Origin of the sequence: Psychrobacter sp. WY6, from assembly GCF_018448495.1 — a bacterium.
Lineage (GTDB): Bacteria > Pseudomonadota > Gammaproteobacteria > Pseudomonadales > Moraxellaceae > Psychrobacter.
Map to the genome: position 1 here is coordinate 3,287,052 of NZ_CP049902.1, position 11,637 is coordinate 3,298,688.

Consider the following 11,637-nt stretch of genomic DNA (forward strand, 5'->3'; position numbering starts at 1 on the left):
AATAATGGTTTATTATGATACCTGTACGTGTGAAAAATAAGTTTTCTGATCATCCGCAAAAAATCATGCGCCCGATCAGTATTCGTTTGTCTGAAGAGATGATTTCGCTATTAGAAGCCACTTCAAAAGAGTTGGGGTTTAAACGCATCCAAGGGCTTATTCGTTTATATATTCGCCAAGGGCTTGACCGCGATCATCAAGACTACACCCTAGCCCATGACGAGGTGTTCATCGAAAGCCTGCGTAAACGCGGGGTCAGCCAGCGTATTATTGATGAGGCTATTGTCGTGACCCACAATAATAATATTACTCACTCACTATCTGAGCTGCAAGAAAATGACCAAGCTCATGACTAACTATTCAAACAGTCGTTAGCTGTTACTGCTGTTAATAAAAAAGACTGAGTTTGCTTAACGGCACTCAGTCTTTTTTTTGTGGGCGTAATAAAAATATCTATTGTGAATAAAAATACCGATCATGATTGCTTGTCAGAACTTATTATAAATAGTACGTCTCCTGCCCTTTTTTGCTGTCATATAACAAAAATATGCCTATTTTGCTTGCGATACAGCATTTAGCGATAATTAAACACAACCTTTCATCAAACGAGGTATATTAAGAAAACGCTCATTATTTTGTTGTCATTCTTTATTATCCATAAAGATTTTTAAGGAGGTGTACGATGGCGAGTTTACATCAACGCTTGAATAAAGCTTTGTTATTGACGATTGCCTTAGCGATACTACCAATCGTTTCTGGTTGCTCACAGCCAACCGCGGATCCAACCAAAAAAACCATACCGACCAACTCAGATCAGTGGCAGAAAAAACTCGGCACCACTTTTGAGCAGTTACCTGAATCTGAGCAGCAATTACTCAGCCGCTACATGTTGCGAATGAAACTCAGCGGTGCCTATGAGTCGGGGGCGATGCCGCGTACCACTATCAAGCAAGCCCTTGTGCAACAGCGTGAATACGAACGACTACATCCAAACAATCCAACAGGTAAAAAAAGCCCCATCGTCAGCAGTCAGCCAGCTTATAGTGCCAATGCGCAGAACTATCCTGTCGCTCTACTACCAGTCAAAACCAGCGATAGTGACAGCTTAAATCAAGTAAAACTACAGTTTATGCTCTCTAATCACGGCAAGGTCGCCATTCAAAGCTTTAAGGGCACACTGACCATGCAAGATGCTAACTTGGCGCAGGGCAAAAGCTTTAACGTACCACTAACACAGTTTGACCCGCCTATTAAACCAGAGCAGTCTGGCAAGATCATCATCGAGAGCAGTATTGAAGACATCAACGTTATGCGTGCCATTAAAAACACCAAAGACTTGACCATCATGATCAGTAAAGGCACATTGATATTGGAGAATGGGCAGGAAATTAAGTTTGATGAGTCGCTAATGAAATAAAAAAACGCTACAGAATATTTATAAAATAATAGGATAAATATCCAGCATAAAAAAAGCCCCAATCATCACTGATTGGGATTTTTTAAATACGATCAAAGAGTATTGTTTTTTTTACTGATATTAGCTCCCAAAGGACATACCTATATCTCCACTACCATTGGTAGCACGAAGCAGTAGATTGTTGTCATTATCATCCAATATTGAATTACCTGTTAGAGTTTCTCCAGCAGCAGCACAGTTGATTTGGCCAAAAGTTATAGTGCTTATATAGTATCTTCCTGAAGCAGCTGGTGTGAACTTTCCTATCATATTACAACCTTTGCTATCCACACCATTAAAATTACCATTAGTAGTAAATTTAATGGTTGCAGAAATTATATTCGTTCCACTAGTCACATATAAAGGACCTGCGAATGTTTTATTATCAATCTGGTTAAAGTTATGCTTTTTAAATGATGCTTGATTAAAATTTAAATTATACGCTATTGAGTTTGAAGGTAATTCTATTAATTTGCCGTCGATAACACCTAACTTATAATCTCCACTAACGTTAATATCACGGGAAGGACGACTATCAAAAGAATAATTTTTTGCTGGAACATTAAATTTACTATTACTAATTAATACTGAGTTATTACTTTTAAAAACCTATAGGATTCTCGTCTTTATTTGAATCATCAATTTCTATATATGTAAGCCACAAGTTACTATCGTCATCTACGAGAGCGTCTAAAAGCTCACCTTCATTGTTACTACCTGCATAAAAGCCTGGTATTAACTTAACGCTCGGTGTCGGTGTCGGTGTCGGTGTCGGTGTCGGTGTCGGTGTCGGATTAGAGTTAAACTCAGAATCATCACCGCCGCAACCTAAAAGTAGAGTGCTAGCCAATAAGTATAATGCTATTTTATTCATTAGATTATCCTCAGGTTATTTAGCTACAAGGCGATATTAGGCATATTAAATACAACTTTATTATATTTACTTATTAGAATATATACTATATTTTTTAACTGATGCTTTTCACAATTTTGTAACCACAGAGTATGTCTATCAATATAATCCACTAATTAAAAAGATGATAATCCAACGATAATCAATACAGAAACTATATAAAAATTGCTTTTTGAACATAAAAAAAGCCCCAATCATCACTGATTAGGGCTTTTTTCGAATTTGGAGGAGACGGAGAGATTCGAACTCTCGAAGGGCTACAAACCCTTGTCGGTTTTCAAGACCGGTGCATTCAACCACTCTGCCACGTCTCCATTTGTGCATTATTATAACGATATAAAATAAAAATGCAACAAAAAAAGCCGCAATCATTAATAATGATTGCGGCTTTCGAATTTGGAGGAGACGGAGAGATTCGAACTCTCGAAGGGCTACAAACCCTTGTCGGTTTTCAAGACCGGTGCATTCAACCACTCTGCCACGTCTCCATTTGTGCGTTATTATAGCGATATAACGTAAGAATGCAAGCAATTAATTGCACGAATTTAAATTATTTTGATGCTATCGTTGATTCCGTTTAAAAGAGAGTCAAGGCAACTGCATGCAGAGGTATATGTAATACTTCAAGCAAGGTTAACACGGTCACTCTTTTATAGAGGATTGACGATAGGTTTTTCATAAGAAGCCAGATGTAGACACATATCTAGTAGTCTATTGGCATAACCCCATTCGTTGTCATACCATGCAAAAACCTTGTATTGACTACCCACTTGCATGAGTTGCTGACCATCAATGATCAAAGACTCAGTCTGATGGATAAAATCACTGGATACCAATGGCTCATCCGTATAAGCCATGATGTCACGCAAATGTGCCTGACTGGCAGATTTGAGTGCCTCGCGGACTGCCTCGACAGACACATCGGGCGTATCAAAAACAAAGGTCACATCAATAGCTGCGACATCAATGGTAGGCACTCGTATCGAATGCCCATTTATCTTGCCTACCATAGCAGGTAGCACACGCTCTGTCGCCGCGATACTGCTAGAGGTGGTTGGGATAATATTATAACCAGACGCGCGCGCGCGTCTTGGGTCACGGTGCGCTTGATCAAGCACTGTCTGATCAGCGGTGACCGCATGAATCTCCGTCATCATCGCTGACTTTACCCCAAATGCGGTATCAAGCGTCGCAATCAAGGGAACCAAGGCCTGCGTGGTACAAGAAACGCTCGATATAATCGGCAGCTCACGTGTTAGCTCATCAGTATTAACGCCCATAACGATACAAGCATCGACATCATCGAATGGTGCCGCACCGATAATCACCTGCTGCGCCCCAGCCACTATGTGCAGTTGTGCTTGCTCATAAGAGCGAAAATGTCCGGTACACTCTAGTACCACATCGACACCCAGCGCCTGCCAAGGCAACTGCGCAGGGTTACGTTCTGAGAATAAATTGATACAATAGGTATAATTGTTTTTTGTCAGACAAAGCTGTGTGGCGCTGTCATTGTTACCGTCATCGCTCGCTTCATCGTTGCTACTCGCCACAATATCAGCACTGACCCCAAGGCGACTTAGGCGACCATGCGTGCTGTCAAACTTTAATAAGTGCAACAGAATGTCAGCAGGGGCTAAATCATTGATTGCCACGACATGGATCGCACGGCCTAATACCTCAAAGCGCTCTAGCAATGCCCGCAAAACGTTGCGCCCTATACGTCCAAAACCATTGATAACAACCCTCAGTGGCTGTGTGTCATCACTAGATGCATAAAACGCCGCTGCTGCTACTGGGTCAGACGTTAATTGATAAGTGGCGCTCGAAAAATCAGGCATAAAAAGATATCGCTATAAAGGGATAAAAAATTGAGCACTACAAAGTCAGCGCTACAATGAAACAAAACCAACAAGTTGTTAATCGGCTCTAAGAATTGTTATATAAAAGCTAAATGGCTTTGGTGAATGCTTGAACCCTGAATTGTCATACTCAGTATCAAGACGCCATTCGGCATTAAGGCGTTATAAAAATCAGTGCTAAGCGAATGGTGTTGTAGTCGATACTTTGTTTAAGATAATCAAATATCGGGCGCAGTTTGATACTACCATCATCATTAAAGTCGTTTGGATTATTGGCAACCTTGATGGCGACATAAGCATTACCAACAGCAGTCATCACCTCATCCTCTGGACGCAAGTGATCGCAGGCAAGACTTTGATCTTGTGATTTTAGATCAGCAATATGACGCATAATCGTTGATTGTGAAAGCTGACGGGCTTGCGAGATTTCTGCAATCGACAAGCTTTCCTCTAATAATAATCGCGTCGCAAGCAAGGTACTGTCCGACTTATCTGAAACTTGATTGCCCAGTTTCTGTTTTTTGTCTATTTGCGCCTGTTGTTGCTCGCGGCGCTTTTTTTGCAAAGTGGAGTAAGCGTCAATCACTGACTTACTCAGCGTACCGCCCGATTTTAAAAAATTTCTCATGTGCCTGCGTCATGCTCTTCATCAAGCATTGAATAATTGGCATCAGCCTCATCGGACAGCACCAAAAACCGTTTGTCCGCGCCGCGTGCTAGCGGATCAAGCTGCAAACTCATGTCGTTCATACCCAGCAACTGCAAACCTGCCAGCGACTTTAATCGTGATAATGCCACATAGCCCTGCCCCAACTCAAAAGTACGTGATAAGTCAATCTCAGCAGCTTCAAGCGTCATGCCTTGCGACTTATGAATGGTAATCGCCCAAGCTAGACATAATGGCACTTGCTCATAGCTTGCGAGCACATCGCCCGTCTCATCTTCGATGATCCATTCTTCAGGCTCAGCGACAACTTCACGCCCTGAATTGAGCCGAACCACGGGCATTTTTTGCGTCGTTGGCTTTTTAGATTTTGGTTTTTCTTTTATGGCTTTTTTACTTTTGCCTTTTACATTCTTATCATTCTCACTTTCAGCACTGTCGTCATCGTCTTCGATTAAATCGTCACTACTGTCTTTGCTATCATCGATTTTAACAGCGGCAAAACCAATCAATTCACCCATCGTACCGTTGGACACGCCAAGTTCGGTATTGTTTTTGATAAACATTACCTTGGCACCGACTTTTAATACCAAATCATCTTGGGTACGGACGGTCTTTTTAAGGGTCTCAACCAGTTTACTGTCGCCCGTAGATGTGGCGGTAAAGCGCATCATCTCGCCCTCTAACGCCGCAAGCTCTTTATCATTGATACTATTAACGTTGAGATTGTGGGTATAAAGACGGGTACGTTTGATATCGACATTTTGGTCAAAAGTCGCCTCCAGCGCGGCAATCGATTCAAAAGTGACTTCCTGACGACGAATTTGGTTGAGAATATCGTCCAAATCAAGCCCGCCATTTGCCGCTTCACTAACCTGCCTATGTTGCTCAGACAGATAGCAAATATGGAACTTGGCATCAAGCCACGCTTCAGACATAAAGGCAAATTTTTCACGGTTGGTTTCACCCTTACTACCAATCGGTGGCAGCTGGAAAAAATCGCCCGCCACGACCACTTGAATGCCACCAAAGGCTTTGTCATTTTTGCGGACATGCTTGAGTACTTGGCTGACCAAATTGAGCTGCTTAGCATGCAACATCGATATCTCATCAATGACCAATACCGCGGTATCTTTTAGTCGGTCTGCCAAAAACTGCTTGCGTGATAACGTAGTCAAGTCGCGGTCGCTTAACTCATCTTTGATACCGATGCCGGACCAGCTATGAATCGTTGTGCCATTCATGTGTGTGGCAGCAATACCGGTACTCGCAGTGACGGCGACAGGCACACGGCGCGCGCGCAGGTAGTCGATATATTGATTGAGAGTATAAGTCTTACCTGAACCTGCTGAGCCAGTCAAAAAGACATTTTGACCCGTTTTTAAGATATCAAGAGCAGAAGATTGACGCATATATCTAAACCAATTAAGTTAATAGTAATAAGAAAAACAGCTTAAGAGCAAATAATAAGAGAAAAAGCTGCCAACAATTATAGCAGCTACATCCGTTTCGCGGACGACTTTAACCCTGATAAGCCACATAACTTAAAGTTATACGATACGAAATATATCATTATAAAAAGTCATTATCGCTCATCGCTAAAGCTCAGTACGATAGGGTCATAGCTTGGTCAGGATGGCCAAATATTTATGCTTAAGTCGTTTGTTCTTAACTAGCCATAATACACAACAAGGAGTCGTTAATGTTATACGCCTATCCCAATACTGAAAATAGTCCTGTTCAATTCCGCAAAAAATATGACAACTTCATCAATGGTGAGTGGGTCGCACCAATCGATGGTGAATACTTTGACAACTCAAGTCCAATCGATGGTAAAACCTTCTGTCAGATTGCGCGCTCTAAAGCTGCCGATGTCGAAGCGGCGCTAGATGCGGCTCATGCAGCAAAAGACGCATGGGGCAAAACTAGTGTCACTGATCGCTCTAATATGTTGCTCAAACTTGCTGATGGTATCGAAGCCAATTTAGAGGCAATCGCTATCGCTGAAAGCTATGAAAACGGTAAACCAGTTCGCGAAACCCTTGCCGCTGATATTCCAATCGCCATCGACCATTTACGTTATTTTGCGGGCGTTATCCGCGCACAAGAAGGCGGCATTAGTCAAATTGATGAAGACACCGTTGCCTATCATTTCCATGAGCCTCTAGGCGTCGTCGGTCAAATCATTCCTTGGAACTTCCCTATTCTAATGGCGATTTGGAAAATCGCCCCAGCACTTGCTGCGGGTAACTGTATCGTCCTCAAGCCTGCCGAGCAAACTCCAGCTTCTGTTTTATACATGCTTGACATCATAGGCGCGGCGGATATTTTACCTAAAGGCGTACTAAACGTCATTAACGGTTTTGGCGTAGAAGCCGGTAAACCAATCGCTTCCAACCCGCGTATCGATAAAGTGTCCTTTACTGGTGAAACCACCACTGGTCGCTTAATTATGCAATACGCCAGTGAAAATATCATTCCGGTCACGCTAGAGCTGGGCGGCAAAAGCCCAAATATCTTCTTTGCTGACATTATGGATGAAGACGATGACTTCTTAGATAAAGCGGTTGAAGGCTTAGTGATGTTTGCACTCAACCAAGGTGAAGTCTGTACTTGCCCATCACGCGCCCTCGTACACGAAAGCATCTATGATGAGTTTATGAAACGCTGTATCGCCCGCGTGAAAGCCATCAAAATGGGCAACCCGCTCGATACTGAGACTATGATTGGCGCGCAAGCCAGCTCAGATCAGTTAGAAAAATCCTATCTTATCTTGATATTGGTAAAAAGAAGGCGCAAAAGTCCTTGTAGGCGGTGAACTTGCTAAACATGATGGGGATATGGCAAACGGTTATTATGTGCAGCCAACGATCTTTGAAGGCACTAATGATATGCGCGTGTTCCAAGAAGAAATCTTTGGCCCTGTGCTTGCCGTCACCACTTTTAAAGATGATGAAGAAGCGATGGCGCTCGCCAATGATATTATATGGTCTTGGTGCTGGCGTCTGGACGCGTAACGGCACTCGCGCATATCGTTTCGGTCGTGGCATTAAAGCTGGTCGCGTTTGGACCAACTGTTATCACCTTTATCCTGCGCATTCAGCCTTTGGCGGTTACAAGCAATCTGGTATTGGCCGCGAAAACCATCTGATGATGCTTGATCATTATCAACAAACCAAAAACATGCTGGTCTCTTATAGTCCTAAAGCGATGGGCTTCTTTTAATTCTGTTTTTCAAAGCACTTTATGGCAAAACTGTAAAGTGCGACCTCGATGCTCGCCGAGCATCTTAATGTAAAGAACGATGACAAGGAGTTACAACGTGAGTAATAAAATGAAAGCGGCCGTGCTGCATGAATTCGGACAACCCTTAGAAATTGAAGAAGTAGATATTCCAACCGCAGGTGCTGGTCAAATCGTTGTAAAAATGCAGGCATCAGGTGTCTGTCATACCGATTTGCATGCCATTGAGGGCGATTGGCCAGTGAAACCTAGCCCACCGTTTATCCCAGGTCACGAAGGCGTTGGTCTTATCACCGCCGTTGGTGAAAATGTCCACCATGTCAAAGAAGGCGACCGAGTCGGTATTCCTTGGCTCTACTCTGCTTGTGGACACTGTACCCATTGCTTAGGTGGTTGGGAAACTTTATGCGAAAGCCAACAAAACTCTGGTTACTCTGTAAACGGCAGCTTTGCAGAATATGTACTAGCAGATGCCAACTATGTCGGTATCATCCCTGAAAGCGTTGACTCTACTGAAATTGCACCAGTGTTGTGTGCAGGTGTTACGGTCTACAAAGGTCTTAAAATGACCGATACTAAGCCAGGCGATTGGGTTGTCATTTCAGGCATCGGTGGACTGGGACATATGGCAGTTCAGTATGCCATTGCGATGGGATTGAACGTTGCTGCTGTGGATATTGATGATGAAAAACTGGCATTCGCTAAAAAACTGGGTGCCAAAGTCACTGTCAATGCGAAAAATACTGACCCTGCTGAATATCTACAAAAAGAAATCGGCGGTGCTCACGGTGCGCTCGTGACAGCAGTATCTTCAAAAGCCTTTGATCAAGCATTAGGCATGTTACGACGTGGTGGTACTTTGGTCTGTAATGGTCTACCAACGGGCGAATTCCCAGTATCTATTTTTGATACTGTTTTAAACGGTATTACCATTCGTGGCTCAATCGTTGGTACGCGTCTCGATTTGCAAGAGTCGCTAGACATGGCAGCAGCAGGCAAAGTAAAAGCCACCGTTGCCGCTGAACCACTAGAAAATATCAATGATATCTTTGATCGTATGCGTGATGGCAAAATCGAAGGTCGCATTGTCATTGACTATAGTCTGTAGCAACCATTATCTAGCCACATGTTTTATGACATTTTGAGACTCGTAACACCGTCTCAATGACTGGCTAGAGTAATCATCAGTAAAGGGTCGTATCGTTTTCAACCACATATGATAAATCATGTGAGTGAATATGATGCGACCCTTTATTTTCTACTCAGTATGATTATGAAGGACATCCGTTCGGGTCTAACGATAAGGAAATCATTATGAACGTCACAGCGACAGAGTCCTGCAAAGCATTAATCGACTTACTAAAATCTAAGCACGGTGAGCTGATGTTTCATCAATCAGGCGGCTGCTGCGATGGCAGTTCACCCATGTGTTATCCATTGGGCGAATTTAAAGTAGGCGGACAAGACGTACTCATCGGTGAGCTGGTTGGCTGTCCATTTTATATGGGTAAAGCTCAGCATAAGCTCTGGCAACATACCGATCTAACAATAGATGTGGTCGATGGACGCGGAGCCAGTTTTTCGCTTGAAATACCAGAAGGTAAGCGCTTTATCGTACGTTCAGAGATATGTGCTGTATTAGTTTAAATAGCATCCACCAGCGTTTTAACGACCTAGTATTGTTTTGCCATGCCATATGTTGATCGATAAACACCCCTTAGTCATTTTTATTTTATTATTCCAGCAAAATAATAGATACTGTAATGCGTACCCTATTTCAATAAACGCGTTTTAACGAGCACGTTTTACTCAGCATGGATGCTAGAAGGAATGTAAAATGGAATTTGATAAAAAATTTGATTACGTCATCGTGGGTGGTGGTTCAGCTGGCTGCGTACTTGCTAGCCGATTAACAGAAAACCCAGACATTAGTGTCTGCTTATTAGAATATGGCGGTGAAGGCAAAGACCTTGCTGTCCGTGTCCCTGCTGGACTGATTTTGATGGTGCCAGGCAAGCCGCTGAAACTGAATAATTGGTGCTTTCACACCACGCCGCAAGCGCATCTGAACAACCGCCGTGGCTTCCAACCACGTGGTCAATGCTTAGGCGGTTCATCCGCTATCAATGCCATGATTTATACGCGTGGTAGTGCGCTCGATTATGAACGTTGGGTAGAACAAGGCTGTACTGGCTGGGGGTTTGATGATGTACTGCCCTACTTTATCAAAGCAGAAAATAATATTCATGGTAGCGGCGAGCTACATGGTGATAGCGGACCGCTGCATGTAAGTGACTTACTGAGTCCGCGTGATATCTCCAAAGCATTCGTAGAAGCCGCCATCACCAATGGTTTAGATCATAATCAAGATTTTAATGGCGAAAAGCAAGACGGTACAGGGCTATATCAAGTCACCCACTTTCATGGCGAAAAACAAGGTCAACGCTGCTCTGCGGCAGCGGCTTATCTACATCCAGTACAAAACCGATCAAATCTGACCGTCATCACCCACGCCCAAGCCAACCGCGTCATCTTTGAAGACAAACAAGCCGTTGGCGTCGCTTATGAAAAAGATGGCGTCGAGCATGCGGTTATGGCGCGTCATGAAGTGATATTATCTGGGGGCACTTTTGGCTCACCCAAAGTCCTGATGTTGTCAGGTATTGGACCTGCTGAGCATCTACAATCGCATGGCATCGACGTCGTGGTAGATGCGCCCGATGTTGGTGGTAATCTACAAGATCACTTAGATGTCGTTTTTGATTACGAGGTCAATACCACTGACGTCATCGGTATTGGTATGGCGACAATTTCGACATTGACCAAAAGTATTCGGCAGTGGAGAAAGAATGGTACAGGCCTCTTGTCTACCAACTATGCTGAAGCGGGCGCTTTCTTTAGTGTCGGTGACGACCCAAAAGAGTGGCCAAATACCCAACTGCACTTTGTCATATCCCGCGTGATTGAACACGGTCGTGATCTCAGACGTGGCTTTGCGGTCTCTTGTCACAGTTGCTACCTACGCCCTGACAGCCGCGGTACAGTCAGACTGGACTCCGCCGACCCCTCAGACGCGGTATTGATTGATCCAAACTACCTCTCACACCCAAAAGATGTGGAATATATGATTGCAGGCGCGGAGCGTACGCGCGCCATCATGCAAGAATCACCCATCGCCAAATATATTACTGAAGACTACCCTGCCCCCTATATCGAAAAAGACGGTATGCTCGGCTATATTCGCAACAAGTCAGATACCATTTATCATCCTGTCGGCACTTGCCGTATGGGCTCAGACAGCGATTCAGTGGTTGATTTGCAATTAAAAGTACGCGGCGTAAATGGCTTAAGGGTCATCGATGCCTCAATCATGCCGACTTTAATCAGCGGTAATACCAATGCGCCAACGATTATGATTGCCGAAAAACTCGCAGACCTTATCAAAGCAAATCACGGTCATATCGAACGAGTCACGCCATAAAATATGGGAAGCTAAGCA

General features: G+C 43.6%; 8 protein-coding genes, 2 tRNA genes and 2 pseudogenes. 6 read left to right on the plus strand and 6 right to left on the minus strand.

Annotation, left to right across the window (positions count from 1 at the left end):
• The first annotated feature begins 14 nt into the window (after positions 1–14).
• Together G7Y90_RS16505 and G7Y90_RS16510 are read left to right on the plus strand one after the other, a co-directional pair.
• A complete protein-coding gene (locus G7Y90_RS16505; protein WP_055125114.1) occupies positions 15–356 on the plus strand; it encodes a hypothetical protein in 342 nt (113 codons plus the stop codon).
• A gap of 326 nt (positions 357–682) precedes the next feature.
• On the plus strand, positions 683–1,417 hold the full coding sequence (locus G7Y90_RS16510) for a hypothetical protein (protein WP_201605054.1): 735 nt from the start codon (positions 683–685) through the stop codon (positions 1,415–1,417).
• A 120-nt stretch (positions 1,418–1,537) separates the two neighbouring features.
• Here the strand turns inward: G7Y90_RS16510 and G7Y90_RS16515 are convergent, their stop codons facing one another.
• The 6 genes and pseudogenes from G7Y90_RS16515 to G7Y90_RS16540 all read right to left on the minus strand — a co-directional run bounded on the left by G7Y90_RS16515 (position 1,538) and on the right by G7Y90_RS16540 (position 6,307).
• Complete coding sequence (locus G7Y90_RS16515) at positions 1,538–1,813, minus strand: hypothetical protein (protein WP_250162958.1); 276 nt, start codon at positions 1,811–1,813, stop codon at positions 1,538–1,540.
• Between the two features lie 244 nt (positions 1,814–2,057).
• The gene (locus G7Y90_RS16520; protein WP_250162959.1) at positions 2,058–2,330 is read right to left on the minus strand and encodes a hypothetical protein; all 273 of its coding nucleotides are present in this window, start codon (positions 2,328–2,330) and stop codon (positions 2,058–2,060) included.
• Positions 2,331–2,592: 262 nt separating this feature from the next.
• A tRNA-Ser gene (locus G7Y90_RS16525) sits at positions 2,593–2,683 on the minus strand.
• An 83-nt stretch (positions 2,684–2,766) separates the two neighbouring features.
• Positions 2,767–2,857: transfer RNA gene (locus G7Y90_RS16530), tRNA-Ser, on the minus strand.
• A 162-nt stretch (positions 2,858–3,019) separates the two neighbouring features.
• Entirely contained in the window at positions 3,020–4,210 is a 1,191-nt protein-coding gene (locus G7Y90_RS16535) for a type I glyceraldehyde-3-phosphate dehydrogenase (RefSeq protein ID WP_250162960.1), read from the minus strand.
• A gap of 175 nt (positions 4,211–4,385) precedes the next feature.
• Positions 4,386–6,307: pseudogene (locus tag G7Y90_RS16540) on the minus strand (DEAD/DEAH box helicase).
• Positions 6,308–6,597: 290 nt separating this feature from the next.
• Between G7Y90_RS16540 and exaC the strand changes: the two are divergent.
• The 4 genes and pseudogenes from exaC (at position 6,598) to G7Y90_RS16560 (ending at position 11,619) form a co-directional block, all read left to right on the plus strand.
• Positions 6,598–8,120: pseudogene (gene exaC / locus G7Y90_RS16545) on the plus strand (acetaldehyde dehydrogenase ExaC).
• A 97-nt stretch (positions 8,121–8,217) separates the two neighbouring features.
• The gene (gene adhP, locus G7Y90_RS16550) at positions 8,218–9,246 is read left to right on the plus strand and encodes an alcohol dehydrogenase AdhP (protein ID WP_250162961.1); all 1,029 of its coding nucleotides are present in this window, start codon (positions 8,218–8,220) and stop codon (positions 9,244–9,246) included.
• Positions 9,247–9,452: 206 nt separating this feature from the next.
• The gene (locus G7Y90_RS16555) at positions 9,453–9,785 is read left to right on the plus strand and encodes a DUF779 domain-containing protein (protein WP_250162962.1); all 333 of its coding nucleotides are present in this window, start codon (positions 9,453–9,455) and stop codon (positions 9,783–9,785) included.
• Between the two features lie 190 nt (positions 9,786–9,975).
• On the plus strand, positions 9,976–11,619 hold the full coding sequence (locus G7Y90_RS16560; RefSeq protein ID WP_250162963.1) for a GMC family oxidoreductase: 1,644 nt from the start codon (positions 9,976–9,978) through the stop codon (positions 11,617–11,619).
• Positions 11,620–11,637: the final 18 nt, after the last annotated feature.

Coding starts and splice junctions, on each gene's coding strand:
- G7Y90_RS16555 (WP_250162962.1), top strand. CDS start 9,453: ATGAACGTCACAGCGACAGAGTCCTGCAAAGCATTAATCGACTTACTA.
- G7Y90_RS16535 (WP_250162960.1), bottom strand. CDS start 4,210: ATGCCTGATTTTTCGAGCGCCACTTATCAATTAACGTCTGACCCAGTA.
- G7Y90_RS16520 (WP_250162959.1), bottom strand. CDS start 2,330: ATGAATAAAATAGCATTATACTTATTGGCTAGCACTCTACTTTTAGGT.
- G7Y90_RS16560 (WP_250162963.1), top strand. CDS start 9,976: ATGGAATTTGATAAAAAATTTGATTACGTCATCGTGGGTGGTGGTTCA.
- G7Y90_RS16505 (WP_055125114.1), top strand. CDS start 15: ATGATACCTGTACGTGTGAAAAATAAGTTTTCTGATCATCCGCAAAAA.
- G7Y90_RS16510 (WP_201605054.1), top strand. CDS start 683: ATGGCGAGTTTACATCAACGCTTGAATAAAGCTTTGTTATTGACGATT.